General features: G+C 45.3%; 18 protein-coding genes and 1 tRNA gene. 9 read left to right on the top strand and 10 right to left on the bottom strand.

The window, feature by feature from the left end; translation table 11 throughout:
* Positions 1–219 precede the first annotated feature (219 nt).
* A tRNA-Thr gene (locus OKX56_RS14005) sits at positions 220–294 on the top strand.
* Positions 295–943: 649 nt separating this feature from the next.
* On the opposite strand, the gene OKX56_RS14000 is transcribed toward OKX56_RS14005, so the two are convergent.
* The 3 genes from OKX56_RS14000 to OKX56_RS13990 all read right to left on the bottom strand — a co-directional run bounded on the left by OKX56_RS14000 (position 944) and on the right by OKX56_RS13990 (position 3929).
* A complete protein-coding gene (locus tag OKX56_RS14000; RefSeq protein WP_019226792.1) occupies positions 944–1612 on the bottom strand; it encodes a DUF6320 domain-containing protein in 669 nt (222 codons plus the stop codon).
* Positions 1613–1638: 26 nt separating this feature from the next.
* Entirely contained in the window at positions 1639–2922 is a 1284-nt protein-coding gene (locus OKX56_RS13995; protein ID WP_019226793.1) for a hypothetical protein, read from the bottom strand.
* An 80-nt stretch (positions 2923–3002) separates the two neighbouring features.
* Positions 3003–3929, bottom strand: coding sequence for an alpha/beta hydrolase (locus tag OKX56_RS13990; RefSeq protein ID WP_019226794.1), 927 nt, complete (start codon positions 3927–3929; stop codon positions 3003–3005).
* A 148-nt stretch (positions 3930–4077) separates the two neighbouring features.
* On the opposite strand from OKX56_RS13990, the gene OKX56_RS13985 reads away from it, so the two are divergent.
* On the top strand, positions 4078–4596 hold the full coding sequence (locus tag OKX56_RS13985; RefSeq protein ID WP_019226795.1) for an HD-GYP domain-containing protein: 519 nt from the start codon (positions 4078–4080) through the stop codon (positions 4594–4596).
* A gap of 129 nt (positions 4597–4725) precedes the next feature.
* On the opposite strand, the gene OKX56_RS13980 is transcribed toward OKX56_RS13985, so the two are convergent.
* The 3 genes from OKX56_RS13980 to OKX56_RS13970 all read right to left on the bottom strand — a co-directional run bounded on the left by OKX56_RS13980 (position 4726) and on the right by OKX56_RS13970 (position 5719).
* Positions 4726–4869, bottom strand: coding sequence for a hypothetical protein (locus OKX56_RS13980; protein WP_019226796.1), 144 nt, complete (start codon positions 4867–4869; stop codon positions 4726–4728).
* A 19-nt stretch (positions 4870–4888) separates the two neighbouring features.
* Positions 4889–5083, bottom strand: a complete 195-nt coding sequence (locus tag OKX56_RS13975; RefSeq protein ID WP_019226797.1) for a hypothetical protein — start codon at positions 5081–5083, stop codon at positions 4889–4891.
* A gap of 312 nt (positions 5084–5395) precedes the next feature.
* On the bottom strand, positions 5396–5719 hold the full coding sequence (locus tag OKX56_RS13970) for a nucleotide pyrophosphohydrolase (protein ID WP_019226798.1): 324 nt from the start codon (positions 5717–5719) through the stop codon (positions 5396–5398).
* A gap of 125 nt (positions 5720–5844) precedes the next feature.
* Between OKX56_RS13970 and cdaA the strand changes: the two genes are divergently transcribed.
* The 5 genes from cdaA to glmS all read left to right on the top strand — a co-directional run bounded on the left by cdaA (position 5845) and on the right by glmS (position 13510).
* Positions 5845–6672, top strand: a complete 828-nt coding sequence (gene cdaA / locus OKX56_RS13965) for a diadenylate cyclase CdaA (protein ID WP_015043824.1) — start codon at positions 5845–5847, stop codon at positions 6670–6672.
* Positions 6659–7906, top strand: a complete 1248-nt coding sequence (locus tag OKX56_RS13960; protein WP_019226799.1) for a CdaR family protein — start codon at positions 6659–6661, stop codon at positions 7904–7906. The genes cdaA and OKX56_RS13960 overlap by 14 nt, the downstream gene beginning before the upstream one ends.
* 11 nt (positions 7907–7917) lie before the next feature.
* Entirely contained in the window at positions 7918–9525 is a 1608-nt protein-coding gene (locus OKX56_RS13955) for an NAD(P)/FAD-dependent oxidoreductase (protein WP_287896921.1), read from the top strand.
* An 87-nt stretch (positions 9526–9612) separates the two neighbouring features.
* Complete coding sequence (gene glmM / locus OKX56_RS13950) at positions 9613–10959, top strand: phosphoglucosamine mutase (RefSeq protein WP_019226801.1); 1347 nt, start codon at positions 9613–9615, stop codon at positions 10957–10959.
* Positions 10960–11680: 721 nt separating this feature from the next.
* Positions 11681–13510 carry a glutamine--fructose-6-phosphate transaminase (isomerizing) gene (glmS, locus tag OKX56_RS13945; RefSeq protein WP_019226802.1) on the top strand — a complete coding sequence of 610 codons (1830 nt, stop codon included), beginning with the start codon at positions 11681–11683 and terminating at the stop codon, positions 13508–13510.
* Between the two features lie 168 nt (positions 13511–13678).
* Here the strand turns inward: glmS and OKX56_RS13940 are convergent, their stop codons facing one another.
* Complete coding sequence (locus OKX56_RS13940; protein ID WP_019226803.1) at positions 13679–14668, bottom strand: sigma-54 interaction domain-containing protein; 990 nt, start codon at positions 14666–14668, stop codon at positions 13679–13681.
* Between the two features lie 187 nt (positions 14669–14855).
* Here OKX56_RS13940 and OKX56_RS13935 point away from each other — a divergent pair, with 187 nt between their 5' ends.
* Complete coding sequence (locus OKX56_RS13935; RefSeq protein ID WP_019226804.1) at positions 14856–15209, top strand: hypothetical protein; 354 nt, start codon at positions 14856–14858, stop codon at positions 15207–15209.
* A gap of 258 nt (positions 15210–15467) precedes the next feature.
* Here OKX56_RS13935 and yedF read toward each other — a convergent pair whose 3' ends face one another.
* The 3 genes from yedF to OKX56_RS13920 all read right to left on the bottom strand — a co-directional run bounded on the left by yedF (position 15468) and on the right by OKX56_RS13920 (position 17280).
* Positions 15468–15806, bottom strand: a complete 339-nt coding sequence (gene yedF, locus OKX56_RS13930) for a sulfurtransferase-like selenium metabolism protein YedF (RefSeq protein ID WP_019226805.1) — start codon at positions 15804–15806, stop codon at positions 15468–15470.
* Positions 15807–15910: 104 nt separating this feature from the next.
* Positions 15911–16141 carry a putative Se/S carrier protein gene (locus OKX56_RS13925; protein ID WP_019226806.1) on the bottom strand — a complete coding sequence of 77 codons (231 nt, stop codon included), beginning with the start codon at positions 16139–16141 and terminating at the stop codon, positions 15911–15913.
* The gene (locus tag OKX56_RS13920; protein WP_019226807.1) at positions 16138–17280 is read right to left on the bottom strand and encodes an aminotransferase class V-fold PLP-dependent enzyme; all 1143 of its coding nucleotides are present in this window, start codon (positions 17278–17280) and stop codon (positions 16138–16140) included. Before OKX56_RS13920 ends, OKX56_RS13925 begins: the two co-directional genes overlap by 4 nt.
* A gap of 282 nt (positions 17281–17562) precedes the next feature.
* Between OKX56_RS13920 and OKX56_RS13915 the strand changes: the two genes are divergently transcribed.
* The gene (locus OKX56_RS13915; RefSeq protein ID WP_019226808.1) at positions 17563–18456 is read left to right on the top strand and encodes an RluA family pseudouridine synthase; all 894 of its coding nucleotides are present in this window, start codon (positions 17563–17565) and stop codon (positions 18454–18456) included.
* The last annotated feature ends 239 nt before the right edge of the window (positions 18457–18695 follow it).

Here is an 18695-nt window from a genome sequence, read left to right as displayed (position 1 = left end):
ACTCCCCCATGGGGGAGTGAAGAAAAAGGAGACTTTCGATTGTAAGACTTAATGCCACTATTCTGTTTGAAGATTTAAATGCAATCACCCAGTAATGTATAGGTTGCATTTACAAAGTCAATTGAGGATTTTTTCATTTTCCCACATTTTTGATTAATTTACCCTTAACAAATTATTTTTCTTATGTTATACTGTTAAAGCTTATGGGTTACCAAACATGCCGATGTGGCTCAGGGGTAGAGCAGCTCACTCGTAATGAGCAGGTCGTCGGTTCGATTCCGACCATCGGCTCCACTAGAAACAAGACCTCTAGGGTTTTTCCTTGGAGGTTGTTTTTGTGTTTGTATGCGTATTGTGTGTCAGAAAAATTTACAATTTATTAATAGTTTTTACTCAGTTTTACAAATTGACCTTTGAAGTTGACCTTTTTTACTTGTGCATCAAAACCTGCACCAAAACGCAAGACTTTTTAATAAAGTTTATGCATGTACTATTTTAGCGCAAAATACCATTGATTACCAAGGTCCATGCAGGTTTTGATAGTTTTCAGCAGCCCCTATTTTGCTAATTGCTAAAATAAGCAGCAGGTAGAACGAATCTGGATGCTTTTTTAATATCCGAATTTATTCTAAATGTCATCCTTTTGGCTCCTGCTTCGGAATGCTCCTATGTCCCGATCAGTGAGCCGGTATTGTGACTTCTCAAAATTGAAGTTCAGATCGAAGGACTTTAGTTTTCCGCATCGATCTTCAATATTCTGTACGATTTTTGTAGTAGTTTCGCTCAACATAAGACATAGATCGTCTTTTGTAAATCCATTTTTTCTGATTATCATTTTGCAGCCCTTTACTAATATATTTATAGACAGAGTTTCCTGTGAAAGTGGTAATCGTCTATGTGGATAGGCATAATATACATTGGTAATATTTGGGTTGCAACCATGTTAAATATGCATGCGTTTGGCTAGTTCTGCCTTGATATTTTCCCCTTGAAAGATCAGGATCGCAGAGAGGAATATGATGCTGACGGCAACAGAGATTACGGAAGGGTATAGCACATGAATCCAGTCAAACAAGAGGAATATTACCGGAATGATGCCGAGAAGACCATCTAACAGAAAATAAGTAATGTAATCTCTGGCCCTGAGCTTCATAATTTTCGCCGTTACATACAGCACAAACATGGCGGAGACAAACAAAATAGGAACAACAAAGTCTAGGGACCAGCCCCGCCAGCCGGTTCCCCAGTCCCAGATAACACTGAGAAAAGATAAAATGGTTACCTGCCACATGATATTCTTGGTAATGTGATGCCTTTTCTTGATGACGATAATTAAACTCAGCCACATGCTGATGAGGCCGAATAAAGCAAAAACAGGCCAGTTTATACTCGAGGGGAATAACGCATAGACCATAAAACTGACGACCAGAGCAACGACAGAGGCAAAGATCATAATCCGCAAGGCCAGATGCCGTTCATAGAAAGGAGGAACCACCGGATAGATTTCCTGCTGATCGTAGGCACCATCGTGTCCCGGCAGAATATTTCCGCATAGGGGACAATTTCTTTTATTGCCGCGTATGCGGACCTGGCAATGACTGCAATATTGCATAAAGATGATCCTCTCTGTTAACTCGATTAAAGATTGCATGTAATTTCAATGTCGATGCCGTTTTCCGAAAGGAACTCAAAAAAAGTACGTTGAATTTCAGTTTCCCGGAAGGGTGAACTAAAACTTACAGCCAGCCTGTCATTGTAGGAGCATATGCTGATATGAGGCATTCTGGCGCTGCTGCAAAGGCTAAACTGCCGAATATAGCGTTTGAATTCTTCTGGAAGCAAGATTTGACCAATATTCGTTATTGCCGCAGTGATCCCCCTGTCAGCAATTTTACTGGCCAGGCGCAGTGAATAATCCTTGAAAGGCAAAGGAATAATCCGGGTCAGAAGATTCTTTTCAATTGACATTAATTGATTTAAGCGTTGATTTAAGCTTTCTGCAGTAAGCTCTTTTCGGAAGTCCTCACTTACACCTCGAATCACGTCTTGAAAATCGGGGCTTTCTTGGCCAAAGGGATAACCAATATTCATCGTGCTGAAAAAATTTCTGGTTGTCTCAGATTGGAAAAAATTCCGCAAATTAATCGGGACGGACAAAACCACGGGATCATTCTTCGTGCGTACAGGCCTTTCTTTATGTAGGGCATAAATAAACAAGGCGGCAATAAAAACAGTCAAAGTAGCATTATATTTATGTGCTAATCCCAAAGCTTCCTTGGCAGACATCGAACCTTCGATTACTTTCACTTTGTTTTCATCCAGCCTGGTTCCACGGATGCGATAAGTCCGGGCTGTTTTCGCTTTGTTCGGGTTATCCATCAGCTTCAGAATATCCAGATCCCGGCCTTCAAAATACCTGCCGAAACTGTCATCCATTTTTTCGCTGATCGAGGCGTTTGGCTTGAATTCAGGGATTTGGTCCGCAAAGGCTTCCTTATGCCGCAGACGGATATAATGATAGACCAGGGTTTTCATGAACCAGAGCGCCCCAGTACCGTCAGATAAAGCATGAAAAATTTCCAGATTGATTCTGTTATGGTAATAGGACACACGGAAAAGCAAATTCTTTCTGTCATCAAGATAGATCGGCGCACAGACCGGATCAGACTCCCTTTCAACTACAGGATGTAGGTCGCTGGTCTGAAAATAATACCAGAATACGCCTTTCCTTAAGACGGATTTGTAAAACGGAAAATAATCCATCGTGATATTCAGGGCTTCCTGCAACATTTCAGGATCTACAGCGTTATAGAGTTCACAGGCGAGCCGGAATACTTTCGTGTCTTTATTGCTGCATGTTGCCGGAAAGATCTTAGAGGCATTATCCAGTCTAGTCCACTCAACGCTCTTTCGCTGTCTCATTCGATCACCTTTCTGATATCGTACTATGTTAACCCAAAAATTAGAATATTGAGAATCTGCTTGCCATCATATTATAATTTTTAGGTTGACAATGTACTGCCATCTAAAAAAGAATTAATCACCTTATAGCATGTGATGAGGTGCTCCGTGTTCCATGCCAGCGAGAAGAAACCATGAACAGCGTCTTTCATTCGATATATCCTGACATCGTTGCCGGATTCCCTCAGACGTATTCCATAAGCCTCCCCCTCATCGCGGAGTGGGTCAAATTCAGCCGTGATAATCAGTGTCTGGGGCTGATTCGATAAATCTTTAGCTAAGAGTGGTGCCGCGTAAGGGTTGTTGCGGTCTTCTTCTCTTTGGACATATAGATCCATATAATCCTGAATGCGTTTGGCAGTTAATATATAATCTGTACCATTTTCCCGTATAGACGGAAATGGAGAGCTTGGGCTATGATCAATATAGGTTGCGGGATAGATGAGTATTTGACGGGGGGGCAGAAATTCACCCCTGTCTCTGGCCATTAAAGACACGGCTGCTGCCAGATTGCCGCCCGCACTGTCCCCAATCAAGGTAATATCCTTGGGACTGCATTGCAGCAGATCATAGCGTAAGGATAACTCCCTGGCAACATGATAACATTCCTCAATGCCAGCTGGGAAGGGGTTTTCCGGCGCTAAAAGATAATCTACGGAAATAACCGTATGATTGGTCTGATCCGCCATTTTGGCACAGACATTGGTGTAGGAATCAATGTCTCCAGTAACCCAGCCTCCGCCGTGAAAGAAGATTAGAACTCTGGGGATTTCTTGGTTTTCAGGACGAAAAATGCGCACCGGGATTTCTCTTGAAGCAACAATGATCTTATGGTCCAATAAATTGTACAGCGGCTTAAAATATGGATGTACAACCTTCTGGACTTTCCGGTAGATCTTATAGGTCTTCTTAATATTTACATCCGGATAGGACAGTGCTTTTAAAAGCCTTTTTCTGAAGCGTTTCATTGAACGACCTCTCTTTCGCTGTGCTATCCTATCCTGATTCCATTATAATCGAAAAACGCAAGTTTATCGATTATAATTCCACATTTGCTAGCGGCAATTTGTTCCCTTATTTGATGCTTGTCCATATACTGATGAAGGGGGGATTGGAATGAATGATCCCTGGGATTTGAACCATCAGATAAGGACACAGCGTCTGGCCCTCCAAATAGCGAGGAATTTAGGTATTGTCAAGGAGGAACAATTAAAGCCAATTAGTATTGCTTCACGACTTCACGATATTGGGAAAATAAGCATCCCCTCAGACATTCTCCTGAAACCCGGAAAATTAACTGATTCAGAATTTGCGGTCATCCGGATGCATCCCGAAATTGGTTGGGCGGCAATATCTAGGGTCAATTTCCCATGGCCGATCGCTGAAATCATTCTTGAGCACCATGAAAATATGGATGGCTCGGGGTATCCCCGCGGTTTAAAGGGGCAGGAAATACGATTTGAAGCCAAAATTATCAGAGTCGCGGATACTATCGATGCGATGGCAAGTGATAGAGCATACAGGGCAGCCCAGTCGAAACAGGAAATCATTTCGGAGTTAAACCGCGGAAAAGGACTCATTTATTGCAAGGAGATCTGCGAAGCTGCGATAGCCTATCTGACAGCCGAATCATAATCGAAGAACAAAAAAATCCAAATAAATAATAATAATTAAAATGAAGAGAAAATAAGCCCAAAGAAATACCAGACAGCATGAATTATCTGGTTTTTTCTTTGGGCGAATCTTTTGCCGGGCAGCTGGTTCTTACTTGCTTTTTTTAAAAGCCAATAAGACCAGTTCTTCATTGTTAGCTTTGTATTGAGAATTCAGGGTTGATTCAGCTTGTTTGACCTGATTTAGCTGGGTCTGATCAAGTTGGGCAAAATCCATATGCATGACACTGTCCACGGCTTAAGACCTCCTTAAATTAAAAGCGGTGTTCATATAAGTCAATCCCGCCCAATATCATATGGGCTAGACCAAACCCGATGATTCCGGCACTGATTAGGGGATATACTTCCCTTTTGTTCATACCGTTTTTTTTCATATCTTTGACCCTTAAGGCAACACCGGCTGCTGTGACTGCAGTTCCTAATGCGCTGGGTATCAAGCCTTCCCGCATCGTCATTCCCTCCTAAATTAAAATTCTGTCTTTAGCTTTAACCAATTTAGCAAATTTTATTAGCTGTCTTTAAATGAAATTTTTTGACAATTGATAAAATCTCTAACTTAGATAGAAAAATACCCCTGCGTCCAGGGGTATTAGATAAGTTTGCGCCAAGTCTAATAAAATATGTATCTCAGCCTACTTTAGCATAATGAAATATTGATGGTCAATAGATTTTGCCAAGTACTGGGTAGGGTGAATAAAAAATATTTTACTAATTACAGAAAAAGGTATAAAATGGTACTTGTTGTAAATGCGCCCGGCTAGTCATTCCGGCTGTTTTCTGGTCCAGCGGTCGCTATCCCGGAGACGGTATTTTTCCATCATTCCTTCAAAGGATTTTTCAAGGTCTATCTGAAGCGAATTGGCCATACATATGATGATAAACAGAATGTCGGCCATTTCCAGCGCAAGATCACCCTCCTGCTCGGACGGTTTCTTGGGTTTTTCTCCGTAACGATGATTAACCTCTCTGGCCAGCTCGCCAACTTCTTCGATCAGCCGGAGCATCATCGAAGAGGGCTGCCAGTAACCCTCTTCAAATTGGGAAATCCAATTATCGACTTCTTTTTGCCAATCTTTGATATCCATCGCGAACAATACTCCCTTGCAGTTTATTGTAAGTTCAATTTTAAGGGAATTTTTTCTGTCAGGCAAGGAATTTAGGGATTAATGTAGAATCATGATCCATTGATCTATTTTTAAGGAGTGAGACAGTGGCATATCTGCAGACGTTTGCACAAATGGTTCAATGGAAAGATTTCGTAGATATTGTCGTTGTCGCGATCATTATCTATCAATTGCTTATGCTGATTAAAGGAACAAGGGCCGTCCAATTAATCAAGGGTCTTTTTGTGTTTATGGTCATTTCTTTGATTGCAAGGCAGCTTGGACTTACAACGCTGAACTGGATGGTGGAAAAAGTCTGGACCATGCTGGTGGTTGCGCTGCCTGTCGTTTTTCAGCCTGAGTTAAGAAGGACCCTGGAACAGATTGGTAGAGGTAAGTTTATTACCATGCACCCGGCGACAACCGGACCTGAGGAGTATAAGAAGCTGATCGAGGAAATTGTCAGGTGCAGTCAGGTTTTATCGCAAAGCCGCATTGGCGCTTTGATCGTCCTTGAAAAAACAACCGGGATTCAGGAATATGTTGAGACCGGTGTTAAAATTGATGGGGTTGTCTCTTCAGAGTTCCTGGTCAACCTATTTATTCCAAAGTCGCCGCTCCATGACGGCGCGGTGATTATCCGTGGGGACAGAGTTGCGGCTGCAGGCTGTTTTTTGCCTTTGACCCAGGATAACGGGCTGCAGAAGGATTTGGGGACCAGACACAGAGCTGCTTTAGGGCTTTCAGAAGTATCAGATGCGCTGGTTATTATCGTATCTGAAGAAACTGGTGTCGTTTCTACGGCCAAAAACAGCAGGCTCACTCGCTTCCTCGATGAAAAGAGCCTCCGCGATCTTTTAAAGAATGAGATACTGGTCGAAAAAGCTTCCGGGCACAATCTGTTCCGAAGAGGTGACAACAATGCCAATACGTGATATTTTACGGCGAAACCTTGGATATAAAGTGATCTCTCTGGTCCTGGCGATTGTTTTCTGGATATGGCTGACCAGCCAGAATAATTCCTCAATTTTTTCAAAGAATATTGATACCCGGCAGCTGGTGTTTTACAACCAGCCCTCCAATATTGGGATCATATCGCCGGTTCCGACGATTACGATCAGGATTGACAGTTCCTCCCAAGAAAGCAGTGTCAAAGACCTGGTTGCTTATGTCGACCTCAAAGACGCTGTAGCCGGGGAATCCACCTATGATGTTCAAATTAATGCACCGGAAGGTATAAAAGTTGAAGAAATCAGTCCGAAAACAGTGACATTAAAGCTGGATCGGCTTGAAGACAAGATTGTCAAGGTTCAGGCCAACGTTAAGGGTGAACCGGCTTCCGGCTATGTGGCAGGCGAACTGTTATTCACTCCTTCCGTGGTCAATGTACGGGGACCTGCGTCGGTCCTGGCCAACCTTACAAGCGTCACCGTCGATGTAGAATTTACAGATCTCACAGAGAGCAAAAGTGTGGTTAGGCCGGTCTACTTTACTGATAACCAAAATGCGGGGATTTTTGACGCGAATCCGTACCCCACACTGCAGGCTTTTCCTGATACTGTTGAGGTAATCATGCCGGTATATGCAAAAGGGACGGCGAGTAAAACTGTGCCGCTCCGGGTGGTAACTAAAGGGACACCTGCGGATGGAATGGAAGTACGGCTCGTGACTCCTCTTCCGTCACAGGTTCAGCTCGTTGGTAAAGAGGAAGAACTTGAAGCGGTCGAATATTTAAATCTTGGGACCATTGATATCAGCAGAATTACCAGCACCAAAACCATTAATGTTTCCCTGAATTCAATTGCTTTGCCCAAAGGAGTGTCTTTCAGTAAGGGAACAAAAATCAGCGTCATGGTTTATGTCGGTGCCAAAGCGGAGAATGAGATCCTGAAAGGGATACCGGTCGGGATTAAAAATATTCCCGACGGACTGACTGCTGATAACATTCAGCCGATTGATGTCACGGTCAGCGGATATCCGGATATTCTTAAAGCGCTGAAACAAGAGGATATTTCCTGTTGGATAGATGCTAAAGGCCTGAAGGAAGGGACATACTCCGACGTATCGGTACTGTGGGAAGTCCCATCCGGGGTGACAATGGTTAGCATACCCAAAGTGCAGCTTGTTCTGAAGGCAAGCACAGCAACTTCCGGAGATAATAAAGAATAGAGTTGGATAGATTGAATCTGATTTGGTCGGATCTAAAGCTGCCTGTGGACCAGGATGAGGGCGAACTGCCAGATATTCTGGCCCGCAGATTAAGAGTGACACGCGAAAAGATCAATAACCTGCGGATACTACGGCGTTCTGTTGACGCACGCCAAAAGCCGGAGCTTTTTTTTGTTTATATCGTTGAGTTTTGTGCTCAGATTTCCGGTCCGGAATTAAGAAAAGCAATGGCCCATTATCCGCGGCTGAAAGAAAAAGTGTTTGTCCCGGAGCACCCGCTAAATGGCTACCCGGCGTCCAAACTTGCTTTCCGGCCGATTGTGGTGGGGACAGGACCTGCGGGATATTTTGCTGCGTTGACCCTGGCCCGGAAAGGCTACAGGCCGCTGGTGCTGGAACGTGGAGACAAAGTTGAAGACAGAAGTGGAACAGTTGAACACTTTTGGAATACAGGAATCCTCGATCCGGAGAGTAATGTCCAATTTGGGGAAGGCGGTGCCGGGACATTTTCCGACGGCAAGCTGACCACTCGGATTGATGACCGAAGAGTACGGGAAGTATTAGAAAGTTTTGTGGAATTCGGAGCCAGCCCCGAAATTCTGTATGCAGCCAAACCACATATCGGAACCGATATACTGAAGAAGGTCGTCGCGGCAATGCGGGCTAAAATTGAAGCTTTGGGCGGTGAGGTGCTCTTCCGGACCAAAGTGACCGGCTTGAAAACCGCCAACAATCAACTGGAGGCTGTGGAGATCGATGGTGCGGAGATGATCCCGGCGGAAACGGTGATTCTAGCAGTCGGACACAGTGCGCGGGACGTTTATCAGTTCCTGAAGGTTCTTGGCGTGCAGCTAGAAGCGAAGCCTTTGGCGGTCGGGCTGCGAATCGAGCACCGGCAGGAATATGTCAACCTGACTCAATATGGGGTCCCTTTCCACGCTCGGCTAGGTCCAGCAGACTATCAGCTGACCTATAAAGATATAAGCAGCGGCCGAGGCGCTTATACGTTTTGCATGTGCCCTGGCGGACAGGTGATTGCCTCTTCTTCCGAAGACGGAGGGATCGTCACCAATGGGATGAGTAACTTTTCCAGGGACACTGCCATTGCGAACAGTGCGGTTGTTGTGACAGTCAGTCCCAAGGACTTTGCTTCTAGCGACCCATTAGCAGGGATTGATTTTCAGAGAGAATGGGAGCAGAAGGCTTTTCTGGCCGGAGGAAGGAATTACTGGGTACCCGCTCAGTCGGTACAGGATTTCTTGCGGAATCGGCTGACTAAGAAATTTTCGCTTGTACCGACGTATCGGCCGGGATATACATCGGTGGATCTGCATACGATTTTGCCGGATGAAATCGGCAGCGTGATCGAGAGAGCCCTGCTGGCCTTTGATCAGAAAATGAAAGGTTTTGCCGGTGCCGAAGCCACACTTTCTGGAATTGAATCCAGAACGAGTGCGCCTGTCAGGATCCTGCGCAATGAATCAGGCCAGTCCGTAAACCTGAAAGGTCTGTTTCCGGCAGGAGAAGGAGCTGGGTACGCCGGCGGGATCACCAGTTCGGCGGTCGATGGACTCAGGGCTGCCGAAAAATTGATGGCGCAATATACGCCCAAAGAGTAAAAAAAGTTGGAAAATCCAAAAAAAATAAACCAATTAACAGTATATATATAACCTTAAGTTGACTGGAAATGAAAGGGGAGCTTGAATTTGGCCAGACTTTTTGGAACGGATGGAGTCAGAGGAAAAGCAAATACGGAGCTTACGCCGGAGCTTGCTTTCAAACTTGGAAAAGCAGGAGCCTACGTTTTGGGAAAAGGGCAGGAAAAAGCCAAAATTGTCATTGGCAAGGATACCCGGATATCAGGAGATATGTTGGAGGCAGCGCTGGCAGCAGGTATTTGTTCGATGGGAGTCGATGTACTGAAGGCTGGGGTCCTTCCAACGCCAGGCATCGCATTTTTGACCCGGACGTTGGAAGCAAGTGCCGGTGTTGTCATTTCGGCGTCGCATAACCCTTATGAGGACAACGGTATTAAATTTTTTGCCGGAAGCGGATTCAAACTTTCGGACGAGCTGGAAGATGAGATTGAAGATACACTGAAGAGGATTGATGAGCTGGAATTACCTTCAGGCGGCGACATTGGCAGCATTGTGGAAGTCGAGAATGCGTCGGAGAAATATGCCGCATTCCTGAAAAAAACCTCCGTATCCCTGAAAGGGCTTAAAATCATCCTGGATTGCGCCAACGGCGCGGCTTATGAAGTGGGCCCAAAAGTACTGGCCGATCTCGGTGCTGAGGTCATACCACTCTATAACCAGCCTGACGGGATCAATATTAATGTTCACTGCGGTTCGACGCATCCGGAAGCGCTCGCTAAAGAAGTCCTGCAGCATGGTGCGGATCTCGGGCTGGCCTGTGACGGAGACGCGGATCGGATCATTGCTGTTGATGAGAACGGCAATATTCTTGATGGCGATGCGATCATGGTGATCTGTGCGCGAGCCCTGAAAGATAAAGGGAAGTTGGCCCATGATTCGCTGGTTGTAACCGTGATGAGTAACATGGGACTGCATAAAGCTCTCCGCAAAGCTGGCATCCGGATCCTTGAGACCAAGGTTGGGGACCGCTACGTCATGGAGAAACTGCTGGAATCTGGCGCAATCCTCGGTGGGGAACAGTCCGGCCACCTTATTTTTCTGGAACACAATACGACGGGTGACGGGCTGCTCTCTGGTCTGCAGCTGTTGTCCGTAATAAAAGAGAAAAAAGCCAAGCTGTCCGAGCTGGCCAAACAAATGAAACGATTCCCGCAGGTCCTGGTGAATACCAGCGTCGGTAGTAAAGACAAGATTATGCAGAATGAGCAAGTGAACCTGAAGGTCAGAGAGGTTCAGGAAAGCCTGGGCGAGGATGGCAGGATCCTTGTTCGTCCGTCCGGTACGGAGTCTCTGATCCGGGTCATGCTGGAAGGACCGGACCAGCAGGAGCTAACCAGGCTGGCTGAAGAAGTCATCAAGGTGGTCAGTATTGTCGATCAGAATGACCTTGGCTGAAAAGGGTTAGAACCCTTTGACGGAAAATGTAATAGAATAAAAATGTAATAGACCGGCACCAACCAAGTTTTTTTTCGGATAATCTTCAGATAATCTTGAGAAAATAAGTCTGTACCTATTTTCTCATATGGATTATAATAGGAAAGTCGGAAGCATTGCTGGTCTGTTACATTGATAGATAATAGACTGCTTATGAGGAGGTGGTTGGGAATAGGTTCAGGGACTAAAAAATGAATAGTGGATAATTTTGACGGTTTACAGTATACAGTTTACACTGCGGATCTTTCCGCACAGAAATGTAGCGCCAGAACCCATTTTGGGTTGACGAGGAAGAGGTTAATCGAAGTTTTCGGCGGGTGCCTCTCGGTGGCTTGTCATCGTTAGATTCGTTGCAAATCCGGAAAGCAATTTCCGGGACAAGAGCGGATCAAACAGGAAGAAGGTTTTCTTTGCGGAATCCCTTCAGTTGTCCGTGCTTTTCTACGCCCGATTGCGAAGCAGTTGGGAAAGAAGTCACGAACAGGGTTAACAGGTCTTGACTTGTTTTGATTTGTCTTGCCTTGTTATATCTTCTCTCACTTTATGTTTGTATGTTAGAGATCTGTAGCCGTCCTTGACGGCTATTTTTTATGGCTGACGGAAATATAATGTTATAGGAACACGTCATGAATGAGACAACAACTAAAAAATTATTAAAATTGAAACGAGGAGAACAAAAAACATGTGTGGTATTGTAGGATATTTTGGAGAAAAATCGGCTGTTCCAATTTTGGTTGAAGGTTTAAGAAAGCTTGAATATAGGGGATATGATTCCTCGGGCATAGCGGTCATGGAAGAAGGCGGGATCCGGATCACCAAGAGTGTTGGGAAACTTGTCAACTTAGAGGAAAAGCTGGGCAACCGCACTTACAATGCAAGAATCGGAATCGGCCATACCCGGTGGGCAACGCACGGCAGACCGTCTGATGTGAATGCTCACCCTCATATGGACTGCCATGGAGATTTTGCCGTTGTACATAACGGAATTATTGAGAATTATCTCGAGCTTAGAGAATGGCTGACTGCGGAGGGACATCTTTTCCGTTCCGAAACGGATACGGAAGTGCTGGCTCATCTGGTCGAACATTTTTATAAAGGGGATCTCCAGGACGCAGTCAAAAAAATGCTGGCCAAGGTAGAAGGGTCCTATGCAGTCGTCGTTTTGAGCTATAAGAATCCCGATGTTATGGTTGCAGCCCGCAAAGACAGTCCGTTGATCGTCGGTATTGGAGACGGAGAATATTTTGTCGCGAGCGATATCCCGGCTGTACTTAAATATACGAGAAAGACGTACATCATGGAAGACGGGGAAATGGTGACCGTCTCGGCCGAAGGTTTGAAGTTCTCCGATTTTACGACAGGCGAATGTGTTGAAAAGAGCGTCTTTGAAGTCACTTGGGATGCTGTGGCAGCCGAAAAAGGCGGTTACGAGCACTTTATGCTAAAAGAGATTTTTGAACAGCCGAAGGCCCTGCGGGACACGCTGGCCGGAAGACTGAACCACGACCATGTTGTGCTGCAGGAAGTGGATCTTACCCCGAAAGAGGTTGCTTTATTCAATAAAGTAGCAATTGTTGCCTGCGGAACTGCGTATCATGCCGGACTGATCGGCAAAGGGCTAATTGAACACTGGGCCAAAATACCGGTCGAAGTCGATATCGCTTCAGAGTTCCGGTACAGAGCGCCTTTGATTGATGATAAAACTCTGGTCGTTGTAATCAGCCAGTCAGGAGAAACGGCCGACACCCTGGCAGCTTTGCGCGAATCAAAAAAGAAGGGAGCCAGAGTTATCGCGATCACCAATGTCGTCGGCAGCTCCGTGGCTAGGGAAGCACACGATGTGATCCACACCTGGGCGGGACCGGAAATTGCCGTGGCCTCGACGAAAGCTTATACGACCCAGATCGAAGGAATGATCCTGCTTGCACTTTATCTTACGCAGGCCAAAGGAACCATGCCGAAGGAATGGATCACCGAAATTATTTCCGAACTTGGCAAAATTCCTGATAAAGCGGAGATTATCCTCAAAGAAGGAGCTGAACGCATTAAGACCCTAGCCAGGTACTTTGAAGAAGTGGGCAGCGCATTCTTTATCGGGCGCGGCCTGGACTGGGCAGTTGCGCAGGAAGGTTCTCTGAAGCTTAAAGAAATCTCGTATATTCACGCTGAAGCCTATGCTTCAGGTGAGTTAAAGCATGGCACGCTCGCGCTGATTACAGAGGATACACCGATTATCGCGCTCGCAACCCAGAGGGACCTGTACGAGAAAACGGTCTCGAATGTGATCGAGGTTAAGGCCAGGGACGCCAAGGTCATCGGGTTTACGTTTGAAGGAAATACCGATTTCCACAAGTCGGTTAATGAAATATTCTATATCCCGGAGACCGTCAATGAGCTTGCTCCGCTCTTAACGGTGATTCCACTGCAGCTTCTGTCCTACTATGTTTCTGTCGCCAGAGGGAACGATGTCGATAAGCCCAGGAACCTGGCTAAATCAGTGACGGTTGAGTAATATGAAGCGTATTTGGTAATCCTACGGAAGATACTGAAAAAGCCGGCCAAATAAAGTTTTTAACAAAAAAAGTAGCCCCCTGAATGTGGGCTGCTTTTTTGCTCTCAACTTATTGCCGTTTTCCAACGGAAGCTCTATAACTAGGGCGTTTGCGCGCCCTGGTATATTTTACTTAAGACCATACTCCTTGATTTTTCTGTACAATGTTGATTTTGATAAGCCCAGCTCTCTGGCCGCTTCGTCTTTGTTTTTATTTTTACACAAAGCATGCATAATGGCTTCTTTTTGTATATCCCTTAAAGGCAGCGGATCATTGCTTTGTGTTACACTTACGGTGGTTTGCCTGTGTTTGATTTCATTCGGAAGGTCTCCGATATTCAGTATGCCGTTTTTGGCTTTAAAGACCGCATACACCATCGCATTTTTTAACTGCCTGATGTTTCCGGGCCAGGTATATTCCACAAGCGCTTTATAGACCTCAAAACTTAATTTGGGTGGTTCACATTGTAGTTCTTTACTGATCTGATCCAAAAAATAATGCGCGAGCAGGAGAATATCCTTTCCTCTGTCCCGCAACGGGGGTATGTCGATCGCTAAAACGGATAAACGGAAATATAGATCGCTTCGAAATGTTTTTTCCTGTACCATTTGAAACAGGTTCTGGTTAGTTGCGGCGATAAGTCTGAAGTTTACCGTGGTGTACTTGCTGCTGTTGATCCTGACGACTCTTTTGTCCTCGAGGACACGTAATAATACAGGCTGGACTTCCAAAGGCATATCCCCGATTTCATCCAAAAACAAAGTTCCGCCATTGGCAGCCTCTATTTTACCGGGCTGACCGTTTTTGTTGGCTCCGGTAAAAGCCCCTCCTTCATAGCCGAATAATTCACTTTCAATTAAATTTCTGGGTATAGAAGCACAATTAAGGGCGACAAAAGGCCCTTCAGGACAATAATCATGATGAATTGCCTGAGCAAATATCTCTTTTCCTGTCCCACTTTCACCATTTAGCAGAACATTATATGTAGACTTGCTGATATTCCTGGCAAAATCAATGGCCTGTACGATAGGCCGGCTTTTCCCGACAATTGCTTCAAAAGTATGAATGGTGTCATGATTAAGTTGAGATTGCTTTTCAATTCTTTCTTGAGATAGCATGAAAATTTCGGCTCCTTTTGTTTTGTCGATTAGATGCTTAGGGTCAATATTATCATTATCTGAAAATTATGTCAATTCAAATTTTACCCAAGTGTTATAATCATCTATCAATAAAATTTGCCTTGTCAGACACTTAAGTAATATAATTATCTGAAAAAACCTGTTACTGGGTAAGGAGGTTATCCCATTGTCAACCTATCATGCAGCGGCATGGATGGTGCCTGCAGAAAGCGGCCTAAAAAAGAAACATGTCCAGAAGGTGCTCGCACTTTTGCCGGAGGACTGCGAACTGGTCCCGTTTGAGATTCATGGTAATAACTCCTCGGCTTACGGTTTTGCGACCATTGAGGTTATTGACGAAGAGGAAAACGGGCTGGAGACGATCATCGATCTGCTGGAACCGCTTGTCGAAGACTGGACGGAGGATTCTTCCGACTGCACATTAGACCTGCCGGGCGGAAAGCAGACCTATATCGGCTGTGACTACCGTACAGTAATGGTTAGCGGAGTAGATCCGGAACCGCACAGTCATCATCATTAAAATCGTTTAAGAGTAACAAGATACAGATATTTATTGAACAAGGTCAAGATCGTTGGCTATACTGCGAAATCAATTGCTGAGCGGCTAAAGAAAAAGGAGGAAATATGAATTTTCCCTCCTGAAGGATTTTATGTTAAAAACTCTGAAGGACCACTGAAACATGGTGAGTTGGAACGTGCTGCCAACTGGGTGAAGCAAGTAATATCGTAAGTCATTTTTGCTTAAACAGTATATTCCTGCGGCATAACTGAACGGATGTTACCCAAGGGTAATTACTTTCTCAGCCTCGGCCATAATATCCATATTCAGATACATGTTGCCGATTTCACCTACCTTGACCTGATCCTTCAGGTTGTAGAAGTCCAGGCAGATGCCACAGGCATAAATGGTAACCCCTTTATCGACTAAAGTCTTTAAAATGTTCAGAACTGGGGCATCTGCCGTGACCAGCTTGACGCCCTCGTGCAGGAATAAAATATGAGAGGGCAAATGGTCTCCCTCGCTCAGACTGTAGAGATAGGAATACATTAATTTTTCTCCTAGGATTTCTTCACCTTTACCGAAACCTTTACTTGTAACCAACAATACGTAACCCATAAAAAATGCTCCTTTCAATATCCAATATTCATTTATACAAAAAGACAAGAATCATACATCTTAAATCCAAAATTTAATATGATCCCTGAAGCAAAAAATAATCATCAATCCATACGGACAGCTTTGAGTGGGAGAATGTCATGCTGCTCCAAATACGCTTCAACACCCTGCTGGTCGGAGCAGGCGATCTGGATCGCGAGCCCGCAGCCCTGGTTAATTGAGGGAGGGACCGGTATCAGGACAAAAGGCCAGCTGCCTGAATTCAAAAGATCTTCTGCTTCAAGCGTCTGATGAACGGACCTGAAAACAAGGGCGACATTTTCCGAACTTGTCACATTGAACCTCCCAATATGGTGTTTAAAGCAGCCAATAACGCCGCTATATCCGACTCTGTTTGAGAATAATTGATACTGATGCGCAATGCTCCGCGATCAATGGTTCCAGCTGTTTGATGGGCTAAGGGGGCACAATGCAGTCCGGAGCGGGTAACAATATCAAAGCGGCGGTCCAGCTCCAGAGCCACGCTGTCAGGGGTATGATTCCGGAAAACACAGGACACCAGGCCGACTCTCGCATTGATGTCACAGGGCCCCAGAATTTGGATTTCCGGGATATATTCCAATCCTTCAAGCAGGATAGACATCAGTTGAAGTTCATGGCTGCGGATCTTGGGGAGACCCTCATGCAATATGAATTCTACCGCAGCCCCAAGGGCCGCGATTCCCGGGATATTCCGTGTGCCGCTCTCCATCCCTTCCGGCCAGATATCCGGTTGTTCAAGGGTCAGGGAATGAAGGCCTGTCCCTCCATAAATCAGGGGATTCAAAACAAGATCTGGCCTGGCATAGTATCCGCCAACCCCTTGAGGTCCCGACAGGCTCTTATGCCCGGTAAAGGCTAAAAAATCGATGTGCTGGTCTTCCACGTCAATTGGTATCACGCCGGCAGTCTGGGCCGCATCCACCATAAACAGGCAATGGTGCGCTTTAGCGATTTGTCCGAGCTGCTTGATTGGAAGAATCGTGCCCAGCACATTCGAGGCATGCGTAAAACAAAGCAGGCGGGTATTGGGCTGGAAATTAGATTCCACGATAGCAGGATCCAAAAAACCCTCCCGGCTGCACGGAACAATTGTATAGGAAATTCCGCTCTTTTTGAGATATTCCAGCGGACGGACAACGGCATTATGTTCAAGGGAGCTGATCAGAACATGATCCCCAGTCTGAAGAAGTCCATGAAGTCCCACATTGAGCGATTCGGTGATATTCTGCGTAAAAACAATTCTCTCAGTATTTGCGATGCCAAACAAGCGGCTTAAAGCCTTTCTGGTATGAAGAAGCTCCCGCCCGGCGCGCAGAGAAGATTGATTGACACCGCGTCCGGCACTCCCTCCCTGACGCAGGACCCGGTCATGGGTTTCGTAGACCACCTCGGGTTTCGGCCAGGAAGTTGCGGCATTATCAAAATAAAGCAATTCCGTCTCCCCTTATCACATGGATTTAATATGACTTATTTTAGCATAGGGACATTGGATTTGCATCTTCTCCCGACAGAATCTGCTATCTCTAATTCCGATCGGTCCTACTGTCAAGTATTCAAGACATCAATCGATACCCAAATACAATTATTATTTATAATTCAATTGATGCTCCGGAATTTAATCAATGTTTTGAATCTAATTAAATTATTATTAACCAGATCGCGGTCAAAAATGGTGAAGGAAAAGCATGGTCAAAAGACATGAGAGAGGGATCTTATGAAGAAATTCCAAACATTTCGGATTACGGAAGAACATCAGGGCTTGACTGTCGAGCAGTATCTGAAAAGTATTTTACAATGTCCCGGCAGAAAGATTCAAAAGCTGACCAGAGCAGGCGGAGTGCGTCTCAATAAAAGAAATGCTTATCTTCAGAAAAAGATAAAAAGTGGGGACATCTTGGATGTTCTCGTTTTGGAAGATCAGTTCTTTGGGGTTAAGCCTGAGCCGGGATCGATTGACATTTTGTTTGAAGATCCGGCACTTATTATTTTATATAAACCAGCCGGCATGTTGGTGCATCCAGCAGGGCAAACAACCGGCGGAACGCTGGCTAACTATCTGGCGGAGTACTTTCGGGAAAATGGAGAGACAATTACCATTCGTCCTTTACATCGTCTAGATCGGGATACTACAGGCTGTGTGGTATTTGCCAAAGATGCACGAACCCAGTCTGAACTGGAAAAACAGTTACAGGATGGGAGGCTGAAAAGAAAATATTACGCAGTGGTCCGGGGAAGAATTGAGCCGCCATCCGGTTCTGTTGACGCACCGATCGGACCGCATCCAACACTGCCGAACCGGCGGGCTGTTCATGATCAGGGGGAGCGTGCGCTTACCCATTACAATACGATCAAGACTTTTGAAAATTATTCTCTGTTGGAGCTTACCCTTGAAACCGGAAGAACACACCAGATTCGCGTTCATCTCTCCTCACGTGGCCATCCTGTGCTCGGAGACAGAATGTACGGGAAGCGCTCCTCCCTGATACCCAGACAGGCCTTGCATGCCAGATCCGTCTCGTTTTGCCATCCCATGGACGGAAAGTTAATTGAAATACAGGCCCCTGTTCCGCCTGATTTGGAAAACCTAATCAGCCATCTTTCTTTATAGCTTTTGGGGAGTGACTTTTACCACCACCAGGTTCTGTAACGGTATCTCGGCCTGTATGCGCCAATGAAAAGGGGAAGTCCCAAAGGAAAACCAAAAAAGAACATGCTGTTCAGAGGCCACTGAAAAACACTTTGTTTTTCGCTTAAACCACACAACCAAAAAACCAGAAGATGAGATATATTGACTCATTCTCCTGGTTTTTCAATTCTTATATGTAATGGCTTAGTTTATCACTCTCT

Origin of the sequence: Dehalobacter sp. (assembly GCF_030063005.1) — a bacterium.
GTDB classification, from domain to species: Bacteria; Bacillota; Desulfitobacteriia; order Desulfitobacteriales; family Syntrophobotulaceae; genus Dehalobacter; species Dehalobacter restrictus.
The sequence above is the reverse complement of the archived record's forward strand: the minus strand, read 5'-3'. Positions and strand labels throughout refer to the sequence as shown.

Coding starts and splice junctions, on each gene's coding strand:
- OKX56_RS14000 (WP_019226792.1), bottom strand. CDS start 1,612: ATGCAATATTGCAGTCATTGCCAGGTCCGCATACGCGGCAATAAAAGA.
- OKX56_RS13995 (WP_019226793.1), bottom strand. CDS start 2,922: ATGAGACAGCGAAAGAGCGTTGAGTGGACTAGACTGGATAATGCCTCT.
- OKX56_RS13990 (WP_019226794.1), bottom strand. CDS start 3,929: ATGAAACGCTTCAGAAAAAGGCTTTTAAAAGCACTGTCCTATCCGGAT.
- OKX56_RS13985 (WP_019226795.1), top strand. CDS start 4,078: ATGAATGATCCCTGGGATTTGAACCATCAGATAAGGACACAGCGTCTG.
- OKX56_RS13975 (WP_019226797.1), bottom strand. CDS start 5,083: ATGCGGGAAGGCTTGATACCCAGCGCATTAGGAACTGCAGTCACAGCA.
- OKX56_RS13970 (WP_019226798.1), bottom strand. CDS start 5,719: ATGGATATCAAAGATTGGCAAAAAGAAGTCGATAATTGGATTTCCCAA.
- OKX56_RS13960 (WP_019226799.1), top strand. CDS start 6,659: ATGCCAATACGTGATATTTTACGGCGAAACCTTGGATATAAAGTGATC.
- glmS (WP_019226802.1), top strand. CDS start 11,681: ATGTGTGGTATTGTAGGATATTTTGGAGAAAAATCGGCTGTTCCAATT.
- OKX56_RS13940 (WP_019226803.1), bottom strand. CDS start 14,668: ATGCTATCTCAAGAAAGAATTGAAAAGCAATCTCAACTTAATCATGAC.
- yedF (WP_019226805.1), bottom strand. CDS start 15,806: ATGGGTTACGTATTGTTGGTTACAAGTAAAGGTTTCGGTAAAGGTGAA.
- OKX56_RS13915 (WP_019226808.1), top strand. CDS start 17,563: ATGAAGAAATTCCAAACATTTCGGATTACGGAAGAACATCAGGGCTTG.